The following is a 22,245-nucleotide window of genomic DNA, read 5'->3' on the forward strand; positions in this document are numbered from 1 at the left end:
TATTTATAGAACTGATTTAGTTTTAATGCTCTACCAAGGGGATACTTTGGTTCAAATACCAGAATATCCATATGAGATTAGATTTCAAGTTAGAAATCCAAAGAGTGGAAAACTACAAACTTACTACCAATATGGTACGGAACCAGAATTTACTTTTTTCCGCCCAGTATTCTTTCGGCAATCTGTTATGAATACAGCAGAAAGGAATCAAAGGTTTTTTGATGCTTATGATCAGTCAAAATCACACAATTATTGGGATACACGGTTTGATCATGGTGGAAATAGTTTAAATATTGGTCAAGAAAAATTTTCTGTTTATTTATTTTATTCTGATCGATTTACTAATCAACCGGTTGGAATTCGTATGACAGGAAATTCATTTAAAACTACTATAACAGATACATATATCATGAAAGACCGAAGCAAGAACATTAAAGGTTTTAGAGTTTTATCACAATCGAAAACATACACAGATAAAAATGAATACACAACTGAAATACTTAGTAAAAATGTTAACTAATTTCAGAAATTATGGATGTTGGAATGATTTTGTGAATACAAGTTGTTGACCCATATTGATTTCTAAATATAGAGATGACCATAAAAAATATCTGAGTGAAGATGAACACTCAGATATTTTTTATTTTTCAAACTTCACTTCCTCAAGCAAGTACTCGATGAATTTTTCTCCCATTTTTGAGAGGGCTGTTTTTTCATGTTTGATGTAGACCAGCTCGATCGGGTCTTCGATATCAAGGGGAATGGAGACGATGTTATTTCCGTTGAGATTGCTGTTGAGAATCCCGGTCGCAATGGTGTAGCCATCCAGACCAATCAAGAGATTAAAGAGGGTCGCCCGGTCACTGACGACGATGGATTTCTTATGATGCTCTTGAGAGAGGATCTCTTCTGAGAAGTAGAAGGAGTTGTGGGTTCCTTGGTCATAGCTAAGGTATGGGAAATCTTCCAGATCTGACAAGTGAACGATCTCCTTCTTGGCAAGAGGATTGGTCTTGCTGACAAAGATATGAGGTTGCGCTGTAAAGAGGTGGGTAGCAATCAGGTGATTATCATCCAGCATCTTAGAGAGGACATCCCGGTTGTAGCTATTCAAAAAGAGTACGCCAACCTCGCTTCGGAAGTTCTTGACGTCATCGATGATCTCCCAAGTCCGCGTCTCCCGTAGGAAGAGCTCGTATTTTTCCATGTCGCTTTTCTTGAGGAGAGAAACGAAGGCCTCAACCACGAAGGCGTAGTGCTGTGAAGAGACGCTGAAAAGCTCACGAGAACCCACGGGATTTTTATAGCGCTCGGACAAGAGGTCAATCTGCTCCACCACCTGGCGGGCATAAGAGAGGAACTCCATCCCATCGCGGGTCAATGTGATTCCTTTAGGATTACGGATAAAGATTTCAATTCCCATCTCATTTTCCAAGTCCTTGACGGCATTGGAAAGGCTAGGTTGCGTAATGAAGAGTTGTTTTGCGGCCTCATTCATAGAGCCGGTTTCGACGATTTTGATAATGTATTGTAATTGTTGTATTCTCATGCTTTTATTTTAACATAAAAATACGCGTTTTTCCCGTAAAATGTGGTCTTTCAAGGACTGTATCATAGAATAAGACAGGCTGAGGTAGGTAATAGGAAGTAGGCTAGATCGAATAATTTAAAATAGAAAATTGGTAACAAAATCTCCATCTGGGGACTGATTTTGATGGAAAAATACAGTTTTGCCTTGCTGAAGGTAAGATCTGATTGATAGAATGGTAAAAAATTGATTGAGGAGATCTTATGAAAAAACTCGTTTCCTGGTATAAGAAAAAGGATAAGGAATTGGAAACCCATTTCACAGCCGGTCTGTTGCAGATCAATTTTGTGACCAATGCACTGATTCTATTAGCCTTTTACATTTATTTTGTTGTTAGTGAGTCGATTTATGCAATTAAGGATCCATTCATTCAATTTAGTTTTCTTGCTATAGTGTCCTTTACGATGGAGGTTTTGCCCTATGGTGTGACCTTAGCCCTTTTTGTTCCCAATATTTTTGTCATTATCTATGGGATCGGTCGGTGGTCCAGCCTCCAGTTCAAAGAAGCAGAGGAAGAAGCTCTCAACGATCCGGATTTGTTTGAAGATAGAGGGCCAGTGAAGGGCGAAGAAGTGATAGAAGAGGATACATTCACAATTGAATCACCTAGTCCTAATCCTACCAAAAAGAAAAAGCAACAGCCTACAATTGTTCTTTGGTTTGGTCTCTTTGGTTGCTTTCTCGAAGCGATTTTTATTTTCATCGTCAAGGATATGACCTTTTACGAATGGAATGAGCCCTTGATCAATTCTCAGAAACATGCCTTGATCTGGTCTGGCGCCTATCCGACCTTCTTTACACTGGCAGCTCTTACTTTACTAGCCTTGATCATTTATTCCTACCGGGATGCGAATTCACTCTCGCCGTTAGCAAATGTCTTCTGCATCAGTGGCATTCTAGGAGGAGTGGTTCTTCTCTTAGTTTTTGATAATCAACTGCAGGTAGCAAGTTTTCACACCTTTTTCTTACTGATCTATTCCATCCATCTCTTATGGGTTCGCATCAAGGAGTGGCAGGAAGATCGAACAGAGATGGCCTATGAGAATCGTCTACTTCAATGGTTCCATCAGCTCTTAAACCAGTCGCGTAACTGGCCTTGGCTAGCGGTCCTAATCGCTCTTCCAACCCTTGCCCTTGTTGTCCTTGTTCTCATGCTCTTTGGGCAGCAACCGGATTCCATGATCAAGGCCTGGACCAATACGGCAGACTGGGCCTTCTCACAGAAGATCCCTCCTCAGAATCTTATCATTGATGAGCACTATCTCTGTACGGTTGCGGCTGGTGGTCATGAAAAAGTTGTCAAGCCCCAGCGGATGGGCGTGCGCCACGGTCATCCAGTCGTTGTCAATCGCCAGCTTTGTATTGCCAATGCCTTTGAGCAGGTGCTAGAAGAAAAGACGCCACGATTCCATCGCTTCTTGCGTCGCAATTATGACCGCTATGGCTATCCCTTTGCTAAACACATCAAGAAGAAATGGGCTATGGACCTGATTTACTACCTAATGAAACCCTTGGAATGGCTCTTTTTACTTGTTCTTTATCTAGTTGATCGTAAGCCTGAAAATCGAATTGCCATGCAATACATCAAACCGATCCCAGAAGATTTTGACCCCAAGAAAGCTTCGTAAGCTACCGATTTCTACTTGACAAGCGAGAAGGAGCGCGATATAATGAGACAAATTTAACCTTTAAGAGGTCCAGAGAGGCCTGCAAGGAAAGACAGAAAAAAGATCAGCGGACGGAGTCTAGCTGATCATTTGTGGGACCTTGCTTTTGCGAGGTCTTTTTTGCTGGAAGAAAGAAGAGGAAACCAATGGTCAGTGACAGTTGTAAAAAACGCTTTGGAAAAATCATGATGGAGGAGATGGAGCTAGTCGCTCAAGAAGAGATCGCTCCCCGCATCTATTCTATGATCTTAAAGGGGGAAATGGTGGCGCAGATGCTGCCAGGTCAATTCCTTCATATCCGCGTCCCTGATGGGTCCAAGCTCCTTCGCCGTCCGATTTCAATTTCTGAGATTGACCGTAAGACACAGACTTGTCGCTTGATCTACCGCATCGAAGGTGGGGGCACAACTATCTTTTCCCAATTGCCAATCGGTAGCAAACTCAGTGTCATGGGGCCTCAGGGAAATGGCTTTGATCTCACCGATCTCGGCCAAGGTCAGAAAGCCTTGATTATTGGAGGTGGGATCGGTGTTCCTCCTTTGGTCCAAGTGGCCAAACAACTCCATGAGCAAGGCGTGGAAGTTGAAGTGGTTGTCGGCTTTGCGACCAAAGAAGCCGTCATTTTGGAAGAAGAGCTTTCTCAGGTTGCACATGTCACTGTAACGACAGACGATGGGACTTATGGCACTAAGGGCTATGTTTCTACGGTCATTGATCAGATGGACCAGAAGTTTGACGCTATCTATTCTTGTGGAGCACCTGGCATGCTCAAATATGTCAATACCAAATTCCATGATCATCCCCGCGCCTACATTTCTATGGAATCGCGTATGGCCTGTGGGATGGGTGCTTGCTATGCCTGTGTAGTGCATTTAGAAAATGAAAGTCAATCAGCCAATAAGCGCGTGTGTGAAGACGGACCGGTCTTTGAAACCGGTACGATTGTGATGTAGGAGGACCTTATGACAGCAAATCGACTAGCCGTATCCTTACCTGGTTTAGACTTGAAAAACCCGATTATTCCGGCATCTGGCTGTTTTGGCTTTGGTCAAGAATATGCCAAATACTATGACTTAGACCTGCTTGGATCCATCATGATCAAGGCGACAACTTCTGAGGCTCGCTTCGGAAATCCGACTCCACGAGTTGCTGAGACGCCTGCAGGCATGCTCAATGCCATTGGACTCCAAAATCCAGGTGTAGATGTGGTTCTAGCGGAAAAACTCCCTTGGTTGGCCCAACATTATCCAGAGCTTCCAATTATTGCCAATGTAGCTGGCTTCTCCAACGAAGAGTATGCGACGGTATCAGGCAAGATCTCGCAAGCGCCAAATGTCAAGGCCATCGAGCTCAATATCTCTTGTCCCAACGTAGACCATGGCAACAATGGCCTCTTAATCGGGCAGGTTCCTGAGTTGGCCTATGCGGCTGTGAAAGCAGCGGTAGAAGCATCCTCAGTCCCTGTCTATGTCAAGTTAACGCCTAGTGTAGCAGACATCACGCAGGTCGCAAAAGCAGCAGAAGACGCAGGTGCAACTGGTTTGACCATGATCAATACCTTGGTCGGCATGCGCTTTGACCTCAAGACTGGTAAGCCCATCATTGCCAATGGAACCGGAGGTATGTCTGGTCCAGCCGTTTTCCCAGTTGCATTAAAACTCATCCGCCAGGTTGCCCAATCCACTAAACTTCCGATTATCGGAATGGGAGGTGTGGATTCAGCAGAAGCAGCCATTGAAATGATGATTGCAGGAGCCTCTGCGATTGGAGTTGGAACCGCTAATTTCACCGATCCTTATGCTTGTCCAACCATCATCGAAGATCTGCCACAGGTCATGGATCGCTATGGTATTGACACCCTTGAGAACTTCCGAAAACATGTACGGGAAAATCTACTGTAAATCCTTGACTTTTCCCAAATATCGTACTACAATAAATAAAAACCTTTAAAGCAGTCCAGAGAGGCTCCTAAGGTCTAGACGGTGAATCATGGTAGTTGTTCCTACCTAATTTTCGTGTAACCTTGCCTCGGGCAAGGTTTTTTTGTAGATAAAATGATCAATCAAAAAAGGAGTAATCCATGCGTGAAGAACGTCCTATTATCGCCCTTGACTTCCCAGCTTTCGAGGATGTCAAACACTTTTTAGAGCATTTTCCAGAAGACGAAAAATTATTTGTAAAAATCGGAATGGAATTTTTCTATGCAGTTGGTCCTGAAATTGTACATTACCTCAAAGGGCTTGGACACAGTATTTTCCTTGATTTGAAATTGCATGATATCCCAAATACAGTCAAATCAGCCATGTCCGTACTGGGGACCTTCGGAGTAGATATGGTGACGGTCCACGCAGCCGGTGGTGTAGAGATGATGCGCGAAGCAAAGGCAGCTCTTGGTGAAGGGGCTAAGTTGGTAGCCGTGACCCAGTTGACTTCTACTAGTGAAGAAGACATGCGTGATTGCCAAAATATCCAAACAACGGTCCAAGAGTCTGTAGTTAATTATGCTCGCAAGGCCCAAGAAGCAGGCTTGGATGGCGTTGTCTGTTCAGCCCATGAAGTAGCCTTGATCAAGGATGCCACTTCATCAGACTTTGTCTGTGTAACACCAGGGATTCGTCCTGCTGGAGCTGAAATCGGCGACCAAAAACGGGTCATGACGCCACAAGAAGCTCATAAAATTGGCTCTGACTATATTGTCGTTGGACGCCCAATCATCCAAGCAGAAAACCCATGGGACGCTTACCATGAAATTAAGAGACAGTGGAATAGTTAAGAACGTCTAAGAAGCTGTGCTTCAAGACGTTCTACGGGAAGCCCGATAGGGCCTTCCTTAAACTATTCACTAGATTTAGAGGATAAAAATAATCGTTTTATCCTTTAAATCGTCGGAACACTTATCGCTACTAAAAGTGAAACTTTTGTAGCTCTACGGGAAGTCCTACGGGACCTTTCCTAACGCATTCACTAACCTGTAATGTTGTTGTTTGAATCAATTATTGATTTAATTCGTATATGATTAAAATCGTAATAAAGGAGTCGTCATGTCATTAGCTAAAGATATTGCTAGCCATCTTTTGAAAATCGAAGCGGTTTATTTGAAACCAGAAGAACCTTTTACTTGGGCATCTGGGATCAAGTCCCCTATTTATACAGATAACCGTGTAACCCTCGCTTATCCTGAAACTCGTACCTTGATCGAAAATGGATTTGTAGATAAAATCAAGGAAGCTTTCCCTGAAGTAGAAGTAATTGCAGGGACAGCAACTGCAGGGATTCCTCACGGAGCCATTATTGCGGACAAGATGAATTTGCCATTTGCCTACATCCGTAGCAAACCAAAAGACCATGGTGCTGGAAACCAAATCGAAGGCCGTGTACCTCAAGGTCAAAAGATGGTCGTAGTGGAAGATTTGATTTCTACTGGTGGATCTGTCTTGGATGCTGTCGCAGCTGCCAAGCGTGAAGGAGCGGACGTTCTTGGTGTGGTAGCTATCTTCACCTACCAATTGGAGAAAGCTGATAAGAAATTTGCGGAAGCTGGCGTTCAACTTGAAACCTTGTCTAACTATACAGAATTGATTCATTTGGCAGAAGAACAAGGTTACATCACTTCTGAAGGTTTAGAGTTGTTGCACCGTTTTAAGGAAAACCAAGAAACTTGGCAAAATAAATAAAACAACTGAAGCGTTTTTAACGCTTTTTTTTATACTCTTTTCACTAGTTGGTGATTAACTTGATTCTCAAAGTAAAATCCGGTATGATAGTAGTAATTGTTTTTATGGATGAAGGAAAAACTATTTTTAAGGGAGAATAAGATGTCAAAAGAAGATTATTTGCAAACGAAGAAGGAATTTAAAATTAGATTTACAATTATTATCGTCCTAGGTATAATTGCTAGTGTATTTTATATTCAGATATTGCTTAGCCACTCTCGTGAAGTGCCCTTTTTTATAACCTGTCTTGGAACTCTCACCTTCATCAATCAGTCATTGATTGCACCTGTCTTTTATGAGAAAAAAGCAGCTGAGAAGGAACATCCAGAATGGAAGAATTTATCAACAAAAGGAGTAGAAATTCCTCAGGAAGAAATTCAAAAACGAAATGGGATATCGATTCTATCTTTCATCATTGTAATTATTGGTTTCTTCATGTTCTATCGTCCTCTTCCGACAACAGACGCAGGAACTGAAGTGATCAAAACCTATCGCGAGATCCAGTCTGTGCCAGAAAATTCAACAGAAAAAAGATCTAGCACAGTCTCTAATTTAACTCCGAAAGACGTTCAAACCTTGCAAGAATTGAAAGAAGAAATCGAATCCAATGCCCCATCAGATTCAAATTCACTGGATCTTAATAAAGCAAAAGATCTTGCAGAAAAAGCACAGCAACAGAATTGGTTGAAAAGAGGAGAGTAAGATGACTTTTCAAGTGGTTTGAATTCAACTAGTTTATGTGAAAGGGTAAAAAACAAATGACAGTAACAACATTCTGGCTTAGTTTGGGAATCTTGACCCTTGTTTTCTTGATCATGCTGCTTATCTTTTACACCTTGTATCGCCGTGAAATAAAAGTGAAAACAGAATCAACCGCAAAAGTTCTGGGAGAAGTAGTTGCTTTTGATTCCAAAAATCAACTGCTTATTTCTCTGCCTGTGGTGGAGTATCAAGTCGAGGGTGAAAGATACCAAAAGACCTTTACCTACGCTAATTTCAGAGAGACTTCTTCTAAGTCAAGACAAACCAATGTTTTCGATAGAACCTATGTTCTTGGGGCAGGTAAAAATCTGGATTTGCGGATGATATTCCCAATTGGGTTTCCTATGACAGTCTTTTATAATCCAGTCGACCCACAGATTGGTTTTGTCGAACGGTATGCCGGCTTAGTCGGTTTCTATAAAATCGGAATGACTCTAACGGTTGGAATTTATCTTGGGTTAGTATGCATTCTAGCTTTGTTAGGTTGAATTGTTCGGACCCATCTTAAATAAAAAGCACATTCATATATATTTGGTTGAATGAGAGGATTTTCAATGCTCACAAAAGGAACATGTTTTAATATCAGTTTGAATGGGAAAAGGCCTCTCTGGGGCTACTTTTTGTTGGTAACAGATCAAGGGGAAGAATTTATTATCAAACGCAATAGTAAAATCCCTTTCGACAGATACCGAAAAGTGTACCAGACCAGTTATTCGTTTAAAGATCAAATTTTTTCAAAGAAAGCACCAGCAAATGTTTCTTCTTTGATTGGTGTTCCATTAGGTTTATTATTAGCAAGGACATATAGAAAGATCCTTCCCATGGATCTTTTCTTTGGGAAAGCAAATCTTGATTTGAATGTTAGAGAAGGAGCGATAAATGTCCTTTTGTTTCTCTTTGCAGTTATGATCACTTTATGGTTGGTCACTATTGCCAGATATGTGCAGTTGAAATGGTTTGTTGAAAAAATGGAGCAGAACTAGCATTAGTTGGTCAGATAAAGCCTACAGAGTATCTTCAAAAAACAGCAAATGGAACCGAGGTGTGGTGAATGCGAAAAATGAGAAAACGTCAATTGTTTGCCCTGATTTGTTTAAGCATGATAGTCCTGTTTTTAGCATATTTTGTTCAAATGCGCTTGTTTTTGGGATTGATTTTATATTTGTTGGTCGTTCTCTTTTATAGGGGCCTTGAATTCACAGAGCCTCGGGAAATAGAGTTTGATTTTAAGGATGATCGAAAATAACAATGATATTTCCCTGAACTGAATGATTTCGTACCACCCCATAACAGCAGAAATGCTGTTTTTTTGATATAATGAACCTATGTTATCGAAAAGTAAACGTATTCTATTTGGGATGCTTCATGTTGTCATGTTGCTAGTGATGGTCCACTGGTTCTTGATCAGTGTGACCTATCTGAGAGAGATTTCATGGCTAGCCATTTTAGGTGCTGGATTGCTATTTCTGCTAGCCTGGCTGAAACGCGATGGGCTAAAGAGTGCCTTTGCTTGGTTGACCCGGCATAAAAAAGGCTTCTTGTATGGAGCAGTTGTCTTTCAGTTGATTGTTATGGTCTGTGCGGAGCTCTTTATCCGTCGGGATGCTGCGGTTGTTTTCAAAGGGGCTTTTGATCTTCTTAAGCAATCCTCTATCACCAACTACCTCAGTCGCAATCCCAATAACATTCCGCTCTTTCTTTACGAGAAGTTTTTCTATGTCTTATTTGGCTCTAGCGGTCTGTGGGTCATGCAGGCTCTCAATATCCTCTATGTCAATCTGGGTGCAGTCCTCTTGTACAAGCTGTCCCAGAAGCATTTCAATCAAAAAACGGCTGATCTAGTCTATCTCTTCTATGTGAGCTTGATCTGTTACTCGCCGTATTTCTATTCCATGTACACGGACATTCCGCCGCTTCCTTTGATCGCTCTTCAGTTATGGTGGGCCTTGGATCTCTTGAAGGAAGACCAAGCAAGCATCTCTTGGAAGAAGATAGTTGGCTTGGGCATCTTATCTGGCCTATCCATGTTGATCCGTCCAACGACCATTATTGTCATGATTGCCTTTTGGGCTGTACTCTTCTTCAGAGGAAATTGGAAGGCCTTTGGCAAGATTGCTACGGTGACCGTGATTATGACGGGATTTGTCTTTGCAGGATTGAATACAGCGGTTAATCATCAAAGAGTTGTGCCGATCTTGAAACAAGAAGGGCTGGCTAAAGGACCACTCTTGTTTATCAATCTGGGCTTGACAGATATGGGGCACAACCAAGAAGATATGAAAGAAGGCTTGCTAGCCTATATTGATGAGGATAAGCGATCGGATTACAACAATGGCCTCTTTAAAAAAGAAAATGTGATCAAAGAAATCAAGCGCCGTCTCAAGGAGTACGGACCGTTCGGTTTGATCGGGCATATCTACTACAAGCAATCCTTGACGGTAGCAGAAGGAACCCTGGGCTGGCTCTACCGAGATGTAGAGTATGAGAAGACGCCTTTTATCAATCCTCTCTATGCACCCCTGACTAAAAATAATGGTCTTGCAAAATGGGTGCGGACCTATTTCCTTAGTATTGATCGCCCGCAGTACAGGTATTATGAATTTGTCAAGCAGCTGATCTGGATCGTCCTATCAGCTGGTTTGGTTGGAGCTTATCTCAAACGTCGAGATACAGATGACTTTAACTTCCTTTCCTTAGCGGTTTTTGGTGGCTTGCTCTTCTTAACCATCTTTGAAGGAGGGAAGACCCGCTACCTCATCCAATTCTTACCGCAAATTTTACTAGTCGCTTCGATCGGTCTAGCAGGATTTACCAAGAAAGAAAATACCTAAAAGCTCTGGCTTGTTTGACAGGCAGAAACAGAGAGTGGGACAGAAATCGGTAATTCGTTAGAATTCGATTTCGTCGTCCCACCTCCGCACAGTTGAGTAGGGCTGTAAAAGCTGATGAAATCAGCGTAGTAGAGCCCACTCAACCACTGCGTCTTGCTCGACAATCCAAAAATAATTGAGAGGCTAGGACTTTTGTCCCAGCCTCTTTTTTATCCAGTGGATCTGCGCCAAATGTGGTATAATGGAAGGTAAGAATTTATTGGATAGCGGAGAGTTTCCATGCAGCATTCACCCTGGCATGAAGCCATCAAATCCCATCTTCCAGAAGGGTATTTTCACCAGATCAATGACTTTATGAATGAAGTCTACAGCAAAGGAGTGGTTTATCCACCGCGTGACAAGGTCTTTAAGGCCTTGCAGATGACAGAGATGGATCATGTCAAGGTCTTGATCTTAGGGCAAGATCCCTACCATGGACCGGATCAAGCGCAGGGCTTAAGTTTTTCTGTTCCAGATCATGTACCAGCGCCGCCCTCTTTGCAAAATATTCTCAAAGAATTGCGCTCAGATATCGGAGAGAAGCGTTCCCATGATCTGACCTCTTGGGCAGAGCAAGGCGTGCTCTTGCTCAATGCCTGCTTGACGGTGCCTGCTGGTCAGGCCAATGGCCATGCAGGACAAATTTGGGAGCCTTTCACAGATGCTGTGATCAAGGTGGTCAATGAGTTGGAGGAGCCTGTTGTCTTTATCCTCTGGGGATCTTATGCCCGTAAGAAAAAGCCTCTGATTACCAACGATCGACATTTGGTCCTTGAATCAGCTCACCCAAGTCCTTTATCGGCCTACCGAGGATTCTTTGGTTCCCAACCCTTTTCAAAAACCAATCAATTTTTGAAAGAGACGGGACGCGAGCCGATTGATTGGTTAAGATAGGAGAAAGAAATGCCACAATTAGCAACGATTTGTTACATTGACAATGGGAAAGAATTTCTCATGCTGCATCGCAATAAAAAGCCCAATGATGTCCATGAAGGCAAATGGATCGGAGTTGGTGGGAAATTAGAACGCGGGGAAACCCCACAGGAGTGTGCTGCGCGTGAGATTTTTGAGGAGACGGGCCTTAGAGCAAAGCCAGTTTTGAAAGGGATTATTACCTTTCCGGAGTTTACTCCAGATTTGGACTGGTACACCTATGTCTTCAAGGTAACAGATTTTGAGGGAGAACTGATCGAGTGTAACGAAGGAACCTTGGAGTGGGTGCCTTATGATCAAGTCCTCTCAAAACCAACCTGGGAAGGGGACCACACCTTTGTCGAGTGGTTGTTGGAGGATAAACCCTTCTTTTCAGCAATGTTTCGCTATGACGGCGACCGCTTGTTAGAGTCGCATGTAGATTTTTATGAATAAAGGAGAATGCAATGGTTGTCATTAAAAATGGTCGCGTAATGGATCCCAAGACAGGTTTGGATCAAGTCTGTGATCTTCGTATCGAAGGAAAGAAAATCGTAGAGATCGCTGAAAACCTCCCAACGGATGGACAAGAAGTCCTTGATGCTACTGGTCTGGTTGTAGCTCCTGGATTGATCGATGTACACGTCCATTTCCGTGAACCTGGTCAAACTCATAAAGAAGACATCCATACGGGTGCCTTAGCCGCAGCTGCGGGTGGTTTTACTCGAGTGGTCATGATGGCCAATACCAATCCTACCATTTCAGATATTGCTACCTTAGAAGAAGTCTTAGCTTCTGCAGCCAAGGAAAATCTTCACATTCATACGGTTGCGACAGTGACTAAGAACTTTGACGGTCAACACCTGACAGATTTTGAAGGACTGCTTAAGGCTGGTGCAGTAGGATTTTCAGATGATGGGATTCCCCTTCAAAGCACAAAGGTTGTCCGTGAAGCCTTGGAAGAAGCTAAGCGTCTAGGGACCTTTATTAGTCTTCATGAAGAAGACCCTGAGTTGAATGGCATTCTTGGTTTGAATGAGAATATTGCTAAGGAACACTTCCATGTCTGTGGTGCGACAGGTGTAGCCGAATATTCAATGGCTGCGCGTGATGCCATGATTGCTCATGCGACTGGGGCTCACCTCCATATCCAACACCTTTCCAAGGAAGAAAGTGTCAAGGTGGTGGAATTTGCCCAAGGATTAGGAGCTCATGTGACGGCAGAAGTGGCACCTCAACACTTTTCGAAAACAGAAAATCTGCTCTTGACTAAAGGAAGCAATGCTAAGATGAATCCACCTCTTCGCTTGGAATCTGACCGTCTAGCAGTGATTGAAGGCTTGAAATCAGGCGTTATCTCTGTGATTGCGACGGACCACGCGCCTCACCATGCGGATGAGAAGAATGTTCCTGATATTACCAAAGCACCATCTGGAATGACTGGGCTTGAAACTTCGCTTTCTCTTGGTTTGACCTACTTGGTGCATGCAGGCCATTTAAGCCTGATGCAATTGCTTGAAAAGATGTCCTATAATCCAGCCCGTCTCTATGATTTTGATGCCGGCTATATCGCAGTGGGTGGACCGGCAGATTTGACCATCTTTGATCCAGAAGCAGATCGTCTGGTATCGGATCATTTCGCTTCAAAAGCAGGCAATTCACCATTTGTGGGTGAAACATTAAAAGGGAAAGTTGCTTATACAATCTGTGATGGACAAGTGATTTTTCAAGGATAAGCGATCGTATTTATATGAATCTTAAAAAAATGATGCAAGGCTTGGTTTTCTTTTTAACCAGCCTTCTTGTCTTTGTCTTTCTATTTCGTGCTTTGCTACCAACTGCATCTCTTCGCATGACCAAGCCCAAAACAGCTGCGAAAGAAATCACCTATACTTATGTAGCTCTAGGAGATTCACTAACCGAAGGAGTAGGAGATAGCACCAAGCAAGGGGGCTTTGTGCCCATCCTTGCCCAAAGCCTGTCCAATGAAAATGACGGCCAGTACCAACCTGTCAACTATGGAGTAGCTGGAAATACAAGCGCTCAGATCTTAGATCGGCTTAAGAAGCAAACAGATCTTCAGAAGGATCTCAAAAAGGCGCGTGTCATGACCTTAACAGTTGGCGGAAATGATCTGCGCAAAGTCGTTGTCGATCATCTGAGTGATTTTTCTCTATCAGATATCCAAAAGCCACTCAAGAGTTATACAGCGAACCTCAAAGAAATTATTACAAAGGCCAGAAAGGACAATCCCCATCTTCCCATTTATGTAGTGGGGATCTACAATCCTCTTTACCTGAATTTTCCTGAATTAACCAGTATCCAGACGGCAGTAGATCGTTGGAATGAGACGACGGAAGAAACCATCGCGCAATTTGATCAGGTCTATTTCGTTCCGATCAATGATCTGCTCTATAAAGGAATTGATGGCCAAATGGGCGTATCAGAAATCAGTGACGGGAAGACAACCGTTATCAATGATGCCCTGTATGAAGAGGATAGTTTTCACCCTAACAATACGGGCTATGAAAAGATGAAACAAGCAATATTGGAGAAAATCAATGCCACGAAGAAAACTTGGAGTCAAAAATAATCCCATCAAAGAGAAGGTCCCCTTCCTTCAAAAAATCAATATTTGGAAATGGTTGTTTTTAGGCTTGGTCAGCCTTCTCTTAGCCTTTGCTTTAGTCGTGCAAGGACGCTTAGCGACGCCAAGAGAAGATGTTAGTCAGCTTCATCAAGCAGTTGGAACCAAAGATGTCAAAGTTGGAACCATGACAACGACTCGGGATCAACTCAATGATACTATCAAATCGCTACTGAAAAAATATAAGCTGTCCGACTACAAGGTCTATGCGGACAATCAGCAAATCCTATTAGAAGGGCAGTTGAGTCTCTTAGGAAAGGAGTATCCCTTATATATTTACTTTCAACCATCCAAATTGGAAAACGGGAATATTCTCTTGACGGTGAAGGATTTTTCAGTCGGAACCTTTCAAATTCCACAAAAGATGGTTTTGCGACTTTTAAGCAAAAATAAAAATATCCCAGATTTTATCCAGATTTCTCCAAAGGAGTCTACCATTACCATTGTACTACCAAAAATTGACAATGATTTTGGAATTTACGTCAAGGCCAATACCATTGATCTCTATAATGACAAGATCGTTTTTGATTTGTATCAGAAGAAGTAGGGCGAAAGAGGCTATTCAAATTGAATTCACAATCATCTTAAAAAATTTCCTTAGGTTCAATAATTCCGAGTGCTAGAAACAATAGTGTTTCTAGCACTTTTCTCATGACGGGAAGTTTCATTATATGATGTGTTTAAATGATCCTAATTGTTTATATCATTATAATTTTTTAAGAGCATCTCGGTTTTCTTATGTAAAAACAGGCTGTCTATAGTCTAATTAGAATTGAAAACTCTATTTTGTTTCTATTCAAAAAATTCAGAATATTGTAGAAAATTCTTGACATTGCTTTTTCCCTATGCTAAAATACTAAACAAGACATTGAACAAAGGAGAAAGTCAAACATGAAAACAGCTAAGTTTATTCAATTTGCTTTGTTGTTGAGGTATAAGGGCTAGTGCAGAAGCATTAGTCCTGTTTGGCTTACCAAGCGGGCAAAAACATCTCGCTTGGTTAACCGAGTGAGATGTTTTTCTTTATATCCACTACATAGAAATGAGGAGACCCTATGCGTAAAGTTGAATTTTTAGATACCAGCCTTCGGGATGGCGAACAGACTCCAGGAGTTAATTTCTCTATCAAAGAAAAGATTGCCATTGCTAAACAATTGGAAAAGTGGGGCATTTCTGCTATTGAAGCAGGTTTTCCTGCAGCTAGTCCTGATTCCTTCACAGCTGTTCAAGAGATTGCCAAGGTCTTGATCAAGACAGCCGTGACAGGTTTGGCCCGTTCTGTCAAATCAGATATTGATGCTTGTTATGAAGCCTTGAAGGATGCTAAGTATCCACAAATTCACGTCTTTATCGCAACCAGTCCGATTCACCGGGAGTTTAAACTCAACAAGACAAAGGAAGAAATCCTTGAAACGATCAAAGAGCACGTTTCTTACGCTCGCTCAAAATTTGAGATTGTTGAATTCTCACCAGAAGATGCGACCCGGACAGAATTGGATTTCCTCTTGCAAGTCGTACAGACTGCAGTTGATGCTGGTGCTAGCTACATCAACATTCCTGATACAGTCGGTTTCACGACACCAGCGGAGTACGGTGCCATTTTCAAATACTTGATTGACCATGTCAAGACAGATCGCGAGATTATCTATTCCCCTCATTGCCATGATGACCTAGGAATGGCCGTGGCGAATAGCCTCGCTGCTGTTAAAAATGGTGCCCGTCGTGTCGAAGGAACCATTAATGGGATCGGCGAACGGGCAGGAAATGCGGCACTTGAAGAAGTAGCAGTAGCTCTCAATATCCGTGAAGACTATTACCAAGTGGAGAGTCCGATTGTCCTCAATGAAACCATCAACACTTCTGAGTTGGTCTCTCGTTACTCTGGGATTCCAATTCCTAAAAACAAGGCGGTTGTTGGTGGCAATGCCTTCTCACACGAGTCTGGGATCCACCAAGACGGAGTTCTTAAAAACCCTCTTACCTATGAAATCATCACCCCTGAGTTGGTGGGTGTCAAGAGCAATAGCCTCCCTCTTGGAAAATTGTCTGGTCGCCATGCCTTTGTCGAAAAACTGCATGAGCTGGGACTGGAATTTACAGAAGAAGACATCAAGCCATTGTTTGCGAAGTTCAAATCTCTGGCAGACAAGAAACACGAGATCACAGATGCCGATATCCGCGCCCTTGTTGCCGGTACAGCAGTGGAAAATCCAGAAGGATTCCAATTTAACGATCTTCGCTTGACAACCAATGCAGACGAAACGATTACAGCAGCGGTTAGCCTCCGCAATGAAGAAGGGGAAGTGCTTGAGTTCCTTGCCAATGGCCAAGGGTCGGTTGAAGCCATCTTTAATGCGATTGATAAATTCTTCAACCAAACCGTTCGCTTGACATCATACAATATCGATGCTGTGACAGATGGGATCGATGCCCAAGCCCGCGTCTTGGTATCCGTGGAAAATGTCGATACAGATACGATTTTCAATGCCTCTGGTTTGGACTTCGACGTATTGAAAGCCTCTGCTATCGCTTATATCAATGCTAATACGCTGGTTCAAAAAGAGAATGCGGGTGAGATGGGACGAGCTGTCTCCTACCGTGATCTTCCACAAGCCTAAGAGGAAATAAACATGACAAAGAAAATTGTAACACTTGCAGGAGATGGGATTGGCCCTGAGATCATGGCAGCTGGACTAGAGGTCCTCGCAGCCGTCGCTCCAAAAATTGGCTTTGATTATAGTCTAGAAGATAAACCTTTTGGGGGTGCTGGGATTGATGCCGCTGGCCACCCACTTCCCCAAGATACTCTAAAAGCAGCTAAAGGAGCGGATGCTATTCTTCTCGCAGCTATCGGAAGTCCTGAGTATAATAATGCTCCTGTTCGTCCAGAACAAGGCTTGCTCGCTATTCGCAAGGAATTAAATCTCTTTGCCAATATTCGTCCTGTACGGATTTTTGACGCCTTGAAACACTTGTCTCCTTTGAAACCAGAGCGTATCGAGGGTGTCGACTTCGTGGTCGTGCGTGAATTGACAGGTGGGATTTATTTTGGAGAGCATATCTTGAAAGAAGATACAGCGCGCGATATCAATGATTACAGTGCAGAAGAAATCCGTCGGATTATGCGCCAAGCCTTCAAGATTGCCCAAGGACGTGGCAAGAAAGTGACCAGTATCGATAAGCAAAATGTCCTTGCAACTTCTAAATTGTGGCGCCAAGTGGCAGAAGAAGTTGCCAAAGAATTTCCAGATGTGATCTTAGAGCACCAGCTTGTCGATAGTGCGGCCATGATCATGATTACCAATCCAGCCCGCTTTGATGTTGTAGTGACAGAGAATCTATTCGGAGATATCTTATCTGATGAATCGAGCGTCCTTCCAGGAACACTAGGCGTGATGCCGTCTGCCAGTCATTCTGACCAAGGACCAAGCATGTACGAACCGATTCATGGTTCAGCACCTGATATTGCAGGTCAAGGCATTGCCAATCCGATTTCCATGATTCTGTCCGTTGCCATGATGCTTCGAGACAGTTTTGGAGAAACAGCAGGTGCAGAAATGATCGAAGAAGCTGTCAATCAAACCTTGAATCAAGGAATCTTGACACGGGATCTAGGTGGTCAGGCTTCTACTGCAGAGATGACTGCAGCCATTATTGGGAATCTCTAAGATGACTTGGAGAGATCGCTGTTTAGTTGTTATTGCTATTTGGAATAGTATCGTATTTCTGACCTATGGTTTAGATAAACGAAAAGCTATCCAAAAGAGGTGGCGGATTTCTGAAAAGGTCCTGTTACTCGAGAGCTGGCTACTTGGTGGATTCGGAGCTCTACTAGGTGGATATCTCTTTCACCACAAGGTGCGGAAATGGTATTTTCAAGCCACCTGGTGGGGCAGTAGCCTTCTTTTAGCAGGTGCCCTCTTTCTAATCCTTCAATGGATTTCCTAACAACAAGATAAATGGAGAAAGACGATGAGTGGAAAATCAATCTTTGATAAACTTTGGGACCGCCACGTGATTACAGGAGTGGAAGGGCAACCCCAACTCATGTATGTGGACCAACACTACATCCACGAAGTGACGAGTCCGCAAGCCTTTCAAGGATTACGGGACGCAGGACGCAAGGTCCGACGACCTGATTTAACCTTTGGAACCTTTGATCACAATGTTCCAACGGTCAATATTTTTGATATTCGAGATGTGATTTCAAAAGTCCAGATTGATAAATTAGCTGAGAATGTGGTGGACTTTGGGATTGATCATGCTGCCCATGGTTCTGCTAAGCAAGGAATCGTTCATATGGTGGGCCCTGAAACCGGTCGGACCCAGCCTGGAAAATTTATTGTCTGTGGAGACAGCCATACCGCAACCCACGGAGCCTTTGGTGCCATTGCCTTTGGGATTGGAACCAGTGAAGTGGAGCATGTCTTTGCCACCCAAACCATCTGGCAAGTCAAACCAAAGAAAATGTTGGTTGAATTCACCGGAACCCCACAAAAAGGGATCTATTCAAAGGATTACATCCTAGCTTTGATAGCGCGCTACGGTGTTGCTTGTGGAGTTGGCTATGTCGTAGAGTATCGGGGAGAAGCAATTGATCGCTTGACCATGGAAGAACGCATGACCATCTGTAACATGTCGATCGAGTTCGGGTCCAAAATGGGGATCATGAATCCAGATGAGACGACCTTTGACTACCTCCGGGGACGCGAATGTGTGCCAGATGATTTTGAGGCTGCAGTAGCTGATTGGAAGACTCTGGTCAGTGATGACGATGCCGTTTATGATGAGGTCATCCGTATGGATGTATCTGATCTTGCTCCAATGGTGACTTGGGGGACCAATCCTTCTATGGGAGTGGACTTCGAGACTCCTTTTCCAGAGATTCGCGACATGAATGATGAACGGGCTTATCATTATATGGATCTAGAACCTGGCCAAAAACCAGCAGACATTGAATTAGGCTATATCTTTATCGGTTCTTGTACCAATGCGCGTCTCAGCGATTTGGAATTGGCGGCCAAGTTTGTGAAAGGCAAAAAAATTGCGCCAAACTTAACTGCTATTGTGGTACCTGGCTCTCGTCCGGTTAAGCAAGCCGCTGAAAAATTAGGCTTAGACAAGATCTTCATGGATGCGGGCTTTGAATGGCGTGATCCTGGATGCTCCATGTGTCTAGGAATGAACCCAGACAAGGTTCCAGATGGCGTCCACTGTGCCTCTACTAGCAACCGGAACTTCGAAGACCGCCAAGGATTTGGGGCTAAGACCCATCTCTGTAGCCCAGCAATGGCCGCTGCAGCAGCAATAGCTGGTCGTTTTGTCGACGTGCGCCAAATGCCAGAAGTCGAGTAAAAGGAGGAAGCATGGAGAAATTTACCATTTATACAGGAACAACAGTTCCTTTGATGAACGATAATATTGATACCGACCAAATCCTCCCCAAGCAATTCTTAAAGTTGATTGATAAAAAAGGTTTTGGGAAATACCTCATGTATGCTTGGCGCTATTTGGATGACCAGTATACTGAGGATCCAGATTTTATCTTTAACAAGCCAGAATACCGCAAGGCGACCATTTTGATTACTGGTGACAATTTTGGGGCTGGTTCCTCTCGGGAGCACGCAGCCTGGGCTTTAGCTGATTATGGCTTTAAAGTCGTTATCGCTGGATCTTTTGGAGATATCCATTACAATAATGAGCTTAATAATGGCATGCTGCCGATTGTTCAACCGCTAGAGGTTCGTCAACAATTGGCAAGTTTGAAGCCAACAGATGAGGTAACAGTGGATTTGGAAGAGCAGAAGATCATCTCGCCTGTTGGAGAATTTCGCTTTGAGATCGATCAAGATTGGAAGCACAAATTGCTCAACGGCTTGGATGATATCGGGATTACGCTTCAGTACGAAGACTTGATCGCAGCTTATGAGAAGAATCGGCCAGCCTACTGGCAATGATAAAATTGTATATCGAATTACGAATTTTCTGAAAATATATTGAATTTGAGACTATTTTTTGATACAATACTAAAAAGAATAGAAAAGGAAAGAGACTTATGACAAAACACATTCAATGGGACGGACAACTTTCACAAGAAGGATTTGATATTCTTAAAGGAGAGGGTGGCTGTATCGTCTGCCCTACCAAAGTTGGCTACATCATCATGACCAGTGACAAGGCTGGCTTGGAACGGAAATTCGAAGCCAAAGAACGCAACCGCAACAAACCAGGTGTGGTTCTCTGCGGAAGTATGGATGAACTTCGTGCTCTTGCGCAATTGAATCCTGAAATTGAAGCCTTCTACCAAAAACATTGGGATGAAGATATCTTGCTTGGTTGTATCCTTCCTTGGCGTGAAGATGCCTATGCAAAATTGCAAGCTTTCGGAGATGGACGTGAAGAACTCATGACAGACGTTCGTGGAACTTCATGCTTTGTCATCAAATTTGGTAAAGCTGGTGAGCAAATCGCCAAAGAAATGTGGGAAAAAGAAGGCAAAATGGTTTACGCTTCTTCAGCCAACCCTTCCGGTAAAGGTAACCGCGGGAAGGTCGAAGGAATCGGTGAGCGCATCGAAGGTGCCGTGGACTTGGTTATCGAAGCCGATGATTATGTAGCTTCTATCCAACCAGACAAGACCATTGAAACGCGCTATGAACAAGGTGTGATGGTCTCTATGGTTGATGCGGAAGGAAAACTCATCCCAGAACAAGGAGCAGGTAGCCGTTCTGTCAATACTTGTCCAGTTGTGATCCGTAAAGGATTGGATATCGATAAGATCATGATGCACTTATCCGATCATTTCAACTCTTGGAACTACCGCCAAGGGGAATACTATTAAGAAACAGAATAAAGCATTCCATTTGGAATGCTAAGATTGAAGACAAAGTTATCTTAGAAACTTTCCTTAGGTGAATACGGACGTCAGCGAACTTCTATGAAGTTCCATGACTTAGTTTTGGACCTAAGGTTCCAAAACTCCCGAGTGCTAGAAACAATTTTGTTTCTAGCACTTTTCTCACGGCGGAAAGTTTCAGTGTCTATTGTATGAACTTGATGTTATTTATCATTTTAATTTTTTTTAGCATTCCTTAACCTGTCTTATGTAAAAATCATATTGTCAAAATTCTAAAGCATTCCATTTGGAATGCTTTTTTTGTGAAAGGATAAAAGATGGTATAATAGAGTCAAACGATGATCCAATAGAAGGGGAAGTGGTATGGTCTCCAGAAAAGCATTTATCGATAAAGCCAATCAGGAAGGTTTTTCCTTTAACATCCAAATCCCATGGTGGCGGTACAATAACTTCAAGTCATTGGTTTGGAGAAAAAGGCTCTCTGAGGAGCAACTCTATCAGATCTTTCTTTTACTTTGTAGAGAGGTAGAAGACCGGCAAATGCAGGCAGTAGCGGATAAGAGAAAGTATCAGACCGGATTTTATGTAGCCGCATGTAATGGTCGGGAGTTTCGCTTTGAGTTTGCTTTTAAAAAGAACCAAGAACTAAGAGTTTTTAATCTATTTGAGACTGTCAATGGTCGTAAGAAACTCACCCTGATGGATCTGCTTGATTACATAATGGATTGACTATGAATAGAAACAATCATTGTTTACGTTAGATTGACAAAAGAAAGAGTGGTTCTATGATTTCAAGAGATGCATTTTTAGAAAGAATCAATCAGGAGGGCTTCTCATTTAGCATTGAAATTTCTCGCAGAAGTTTTTCGGATTTTACATCATTAGTTCGGAGAAGAAGAATTTCAGAAGAAGACCTCTATCAGCTGTTTTATAACTATTGTCAAGAACTAGAAAACTGTTTGAAAGAAGCAGGGGAGAAACGACGCTTACTCTTCAATAAATTTCCAGTTAGCCCCGTTCATGATAAATATAAAACGAAATTTGATACAGTGGCACCCAACGGACGCGAATTCCGCTTTGAGTTTGTCTTTAGCAATGACAATCGTTTAAAAGTTTATCACATGATCGAAACTGTTAATGGTCGTAGGAAAAAAACTCCTATGGAAATACTGATGGACCTAGTCGATGCTTTATAATGAGGATCTGTTCAAAAGTATAAGGGGGATCAAA

24 protein-coding genes are annotated in these 22,245 nt (G+C 42.8%); 23 read left to right on the top strand and 1 reads right to left on the bottom strand.

What is annotated here, in order from left to right:
- Window positions 1-46: 46 nt before the first annotated feature.
- Window positions 47-520, top strand: a complete 474-nt coding sequence (locus WKT08_RS05635; protein WP_049485766.1) for a hypothetical protein — start codon at window positions 47-49, stop codon at window positions 518-520.
- 120 nt (window positions 521-640) lie between these two features.
- On the opposite strand, the gene WKT08_RS05640 is transcribed toward WKT08_RS05635, so the two are convergent.
- Entirely contained in the window at window positions 641-1,549 is a 909-nt protein-coding gene (locus WKT08_RS05640; RefSeq protein ID WP_049485765.1) for a LysR family transcriptional regulator, read from the bottom strand.
- Window positions 1,550-1,791: 242 nt separating this feature from the next.
- On the opposite strand from WKT08_RS05640, the gene WKT08_RS05645 reads away from it, so the two are divergent.
- The 22 genes from WKT08_RS05645 (at window position 1,792) to WKT08_RS05750 (ending at window position 22,211) form a co-directional block, all read left to right on the top strand.
- On the top strand, window positions 1,792-3,216 hold the full coding sequence (locus tag WKT08_RS05645) for a DUF6688 domain-containing protein (RefSeq protein ID WP_340280660.1): 1,425 nt from the start codon (window positions 1,792-1,794) through the stop codon (window positions 3,214-3,216).
- 185 nt (window positions 3,217-3,401) lie between these two features.
- Window positions 3,402-4,208: a dihydroorotate dehydrogenase electron transfer subunit gene (locus tag WKT08_RS05650; protein WP_340280662.1), complete on the top strand. Its 807-nt coding sequence runs from the start codon at window positions 3,402-3,404 to the stop codon at window positions 4,206-4,208.
- Window positions 4,209-4,217: 9 nt separating this feature from the next.
- Complete coding sequence (locus tag WKT08_RS05655) at window positions 4,218-5,156, top strand: dihydroorotate dehydrogenase (RefSeq protein WP_340280664.1); 939 nt, start codon at window positions 4,218-4,220, stop codon at window positions 5,154-5,156.
- A gap of 179 nt (window positions 5,157-5,335) precedes the next feature.
- Window positions 5,336-6,028, top strand: a complete 693-nt coding sequence (gene pyrF / locus WKT08_RS05660; protein ID WP_003011715.1) for an orotidine-5'-phosphate decarboxylase — start codon at window positions 5,336-5,338, stop codon at window positions 6,026-6,028.
- Between the two features lie 268 nt (window positions 6,029-6,296).
- Window positions 6,297-6,929 (top strand): orotate phosphoribosyltransferase, encoded by a 633-nt coding sequence (pyrE, locus tag WKT08_RS05665; RefSeq protein ID WP_003003338.1) that lies wholly within the window; start codon window positions 6,297-6,299, stop codon window positions 6,927-6,929.
- Between the two features lie 141 nt (window positions 6,930-7,070).
- Window positions 7,071-7,670 carry a hypothetical protein gene (locus WKT08_RS05670; RefSeq protein ID WP_340280669.1) on the top strand — a complete coding sequence of 200 codons (600 nt, stop codon included), beginning with the start codon at window positions 7,071-7,073 and terminating at the stop codon, window positions 7,668-7,670.
- A 56-nt stretch (window positions 7,671-7,726) separates the two neighbouring features.
- The gene (locus tag WKT08_RS05675) at window positions 7,727-8,218 is read left to right on the top strand and encodes a DUF3592 domain-containing protein (protein ID WP_340280670.1); all 492 of its coding nucleotides are present in this window, start codon (window positions 7,727-7,729) and stop codon (window positions 8,216-8,218) included.
- Between the two features lie 66 nt (window positions 8,219-8,284).
- Complete coding sequence (locus tag WKT08_RS05680; RefSeq protein WP_241767362.1) at window positions 8,285-8,713, top strand: hypothetical protein; 429 nt, start codon at window positions 8,285-8,287, stop codon at window positions 8,711-8,713.
- A gap of 342 nt (window positions 8,714-9,055) precedes the next feature.
- A complete protein-coding gene (locus WKT08_RS05685; RefSeq protein WP_340280673.1) occupies window positions 9,056-10,561 on the top strand; it encodes a glycosyltransferase family 39 protein in 1,506 nt (501 codons plus the stop codon).
- Window positions 10,562-10,840: 279 nt separating this feature from the next.
- Window positions 10,841-11,494, top strand: coding sequence for a uracil-DNA glycosylase (locus tag WKT08_RS05690; RefSeq protein ID WP_049486212.1), 654 nt, complete (start codon window positions 10,841-10,843; stop codon window positions 11,492-11,494).
- A 9-nt stretch (window positions 11,495-11,503) separates the two neighbouring features.
- Window positions 11,504-11,968, top strand: coding sequence for an NUDIX hydrolase (locus tag WKT08_RS05695; protein WP_003003493.1), 465 nt, complete (start codon window positions 11,504-11,506; stop codon window positions 11,966-11,968).
- 11 nt (window positions 11,969-11,979) lie between these two features.
- Complete coding sequence (locus tag WKT08_RS05700) at window positions 11,980-13,248, top strand: dihydroorotase (protein WP_340280677.1); 1,269 nt, start codon at window positions 11,980-11,982, stop codon at window positions 13,246-13,248.
- A gap of 14 nt (window positions 13,249-13,262) precedes the next feature.
- Window positions 13,263-14,105, top strand: a complete 843-nt coding sequence (locus WKT08_RS05705; RefSeq protein ID WP_023917992.1) for an SGNH/GDSL hydrolase family protein — start codon at window positions 13,263-13,265, stop codon at window positions 14,103-14,105.
- The gene (locus WKT08_RS05710) at window positions 14,074-14,706 is read left to right on the top strand and encodes a YpmS family protein (protein ID WP_023917993.1); all 633 of its coding nucleotides are present in this window, start codon (window positions 14,074-14,076) and stop codon (window positions 14,704-14,706) included. The genes WKT08_RS05705 and WKT08_RS05710 overlap by 32 nt, the downstream gene beginning before the upstream one ends.
- A 508-nt stretch (window positions 14,707-15,214) precedes the next feature.
- Window positions 15,215-16,777 (top strand): 2-isopropylmalate synthase, encoded by a 1,563-nt coding sequence (locus WKT08_RS05715; RefSeq protein WP_340280683.1) that lies wholly within the window; start codon window positions 15,215-15,217, stop codon window positions 16,775-16,777.
- A gap of 12 nt (window positions 16,778-16,789) precedes the next feature.
- Window positions 16,790-17,827, top strand: a complete 1,038-nt coding sequence (gene leuB, locus WKT08_RS05720) for a 3-isopropylmalate dehydrogenase (protein ID WP_340280685.1) — start codon at window positions 16,790-16,792, stop codon at window positions 17,825-17,827.
- 1 nt (window position 17,828) lies between these two features.
- Window positions 17,829-18,107 carry a DUF1294 domain-containing protein gene (locus WKT08_RS05725; protein WP_340280687.1) on the top strand — a complete coding sequence of 93 codons (279 nt, stop codon included), beginning with the start codon at window positions 17,829-17,831 and terminating at the stop codon, window positions 18,105-18,107.
- Between the two features lie 24 nt (window positions 18,108-18,131).
- Window positions 18,132-19,514: a 3-isopropylmalate dehydratase large subunit gene (gene leuC / locus WKT08_RS05730; RefSeq protein ID WP_340280689.1), complete on the top strand. Its 1,383-nt coding sequence runs from the start codon at window positions 18,132-18,134 to the stop codon at window positions 19,512-19,514.
- A gap of 11 nt (window positions 19,515-19,525) precedes the next feature.
- Window positions 19,526-20,116, top strand: a complete 591-nt coding sequence (gene leuD / locus WKT08_RS05735; RefSeq protein ID WP_031576981.1) for a 3-isopropylmalate dehydratase small subunit — start codon at window positions 19,526-19,528, stop codon at window positions 20,114-20,116.
- 98 nt (window positions 20,117-20,214) lie between these two features.
- Window positions 20,215-21,000 (top strand): L-threonylcarbamoyladenylate synthase, encoded by a 786-nt coding sequence (locus WKT08_RS05740; RefSeq protein WP_003003291.1) that lies wholly within the window; start codon window positions 20,215-20,217, stop codon window positions 20,998-21,000.
- A gap of 378 nt (window positions 21,001-21,378) precedes the next feature.
- Window positions 21,379-21,744: a hypothetical protein gene (locus tag WKT08_RS05745; protein ID WP_049506499.1), complete on the top strand. Its 366-nt coding sequence runs from the start codon at window positions 21,379-21,381 to the stop codon at window positions 21,742-21,744.
- Between the two features lie 56 nt (window positions 21,745-21,800).
- Window positions 21,801-22,211: a hypothetical protein gene (locus WKT08_RS05750; protein WP_049506498.1), complete on the top strand. Its 411-nt coding sequence runs from the start codon at window positions 21,801-21,803 to the stop codon at window positions 22,209-22,211.
- Window positions 22,212-22,245: the final 34 nt, after the last annotated feature.

This window comes from Streptococcus sp. HCA-5024 (assembly GCF_037890265.1).
Classification (GTDB): domain Bacteria; phylum Bacillota; class Bacilli; order Lactobacillales; family Streptococcaceae; genus Streptococcus; species Streptococcus lingualis.

Excerpts from the sequence above, each read along its gene's own strand:
- WKT08_RS05640 (WP_049485765.1), bottom strand. The coding sequence starts at position 1,549 with ATGAGAATACAACAATTACAATACATTATCAAAATCGTCGAAACCGGC.
- WKT08_RS05645 (WP_340280660.1), top strand. The coding sequence starts at position 1,792 with ATGAAAAAACTCGTTTCCTGGTATAAGAAAAAGGATAAGGAATTGGAA.
- WKT08_RS05650 (WP_340280662.1), top strand. The coding sequence starts at position 3,402 with ATGGTCAGTGACAGTTGTAAAAAACGCTTTGGAAAAATCATGATGGAG.
- WKT08_RS05655 (WP_340280664.1), top strand. The coding sequence starts at position 4,218 with ATGACAGCAAATCGACTAGCCGTATCCTTACCTGGTTTAGACTTGAAA.
- pyrF (WP_003011715.1), top strand. The coding sequence starts at position 5,336 with ATGCGTGAAGAACGTCCTATTATCGCCCTTGACTTCCCAGCTTTCGAG.
- pyrE (WP_003003338.1), top strand. The coding sequence starts at position 6,297 with ATGTCATTAGCTAAAGATATTGCTAGCCATCTTTTGAAAATCGAAGCG.
- WKT08_RS05670 (WP_340280669.1), top strand. The coding sequence starts at position 7,071 with ATGTCAAAAGAAGATTATTTGCAAACGAAGAAGGAATTTAAAATTAGA.
- WKT08_RS05675 (WP_340280670.1), top strand. The coding sequence starts at position 7,727 with ATGACAGTAACAACATTCTGGCTTAGTTTGGGAATCTTGACCCTTGTT.
- WKT08_RS05680 (WP_241767362.1), top strand. The coding sequence starts at position 8,285 with ATGCTCACAAAAGGAACATGTTTTAATATCAGTTTGAATGGGAAAAGG.
- WKT08_RS05685 (WP_340280673.1), top strand. The coding sequence starts at position 9,056 with ATGTTATCGAAAAGTAAACGTATTCTATTTGGGATGCTTCATGTTGTC.
- WKT08_RS05690 (WP_049486212.1), top strand. The coding sequence starts at position 10,841 with ATGCAGCATTCACCCTGGCATGAAGCCATCAAATCCCATCTTCCAGAA.
- WKT08_RS05695 (WP_003003493.1), top strand. The coding sequence starts at position 11,504 with ATGCCACAATTAGCAACGATTTGTTACATTGACAATGGGAAAGAATTT.
- WKT08_RS05700 (WP_340280677.1), top strand. The coding sequence starts at position 11,980 with ATGGTTGTCATTAAAAATGGTCGCGTAATGGATCCCAAGACAGGTTTG.
- WKT08_RS05705 (WP_023917992.1), top strand. The coding sequence starts at position 13,263 with ATGAATCTTAAAAAAATGATGCAAGGCTTGGTTTTCTTTTTAACCAGC.
- WKT08_RS05710 (WP_023917993.1), top strand. The coding sequence starts at position 14,074 with ATGCCACGAAGAAAACTTGGAGTCAAAAATAATCCCATCAAAGAGAAG.
- WKT08_RS05715 (WP_340280683.1), top strand. The coding sequence starts at position 15,215 with ATGCGTAAAGTTGAATTTTTAGATACCAGCCTTCGGGATGGCGAACAG.
- leuB (WP_340280685.1), top strand. The coding sequence starts at position 16,790 with ATGACAAAGAAAATTGTAACACTTGCAGGAGATGGGATTGGCCCTGAG.
- WKT08_RS05725 (WP_340280687.1), top strand. The coding sequence starts at position 17,829 with ATGACTTGGAGAGATCGCTGTTTAGTTGTTATTGCTATTTGGAATAGT.
- leuC (WP_340280689.1), top strand. The coding sequence starts at position 18,132 with ATGAGTGGAAAATCAATCTTTGATAAACTTTGGGACCGCCACGTGATT.
- leuD (WP_031576981.1), top strand. The coding sequence starts at position 19,526 with ATGGAGAAATTTACCATTTATACAGGAACAACAGTTCCTTTGATGAAC.
- WKT08_RS05740 (WP_003003291.1), top strand. The coding sequence starts at position 20,215 with ATGACAAAACACATTCAATGGGACGGACAACTTTCACAAGAAGGATTT.
- WKT08_RS05745 (WP_049506499.1), top strand. The coding sequence starts at position 21,379 with ATGGTCTCCAGAAAAGCATTTATCGATAAAGCCAATCAGGAAGGTTTT.
- WKT08_RS05750 (WP_049506498.1), top strand. The coding sequence starts at position 21,801 with ATGATTTCAAGAGATGCATTTTTAGAAAGAATCAATCAGGAGGGCTTC.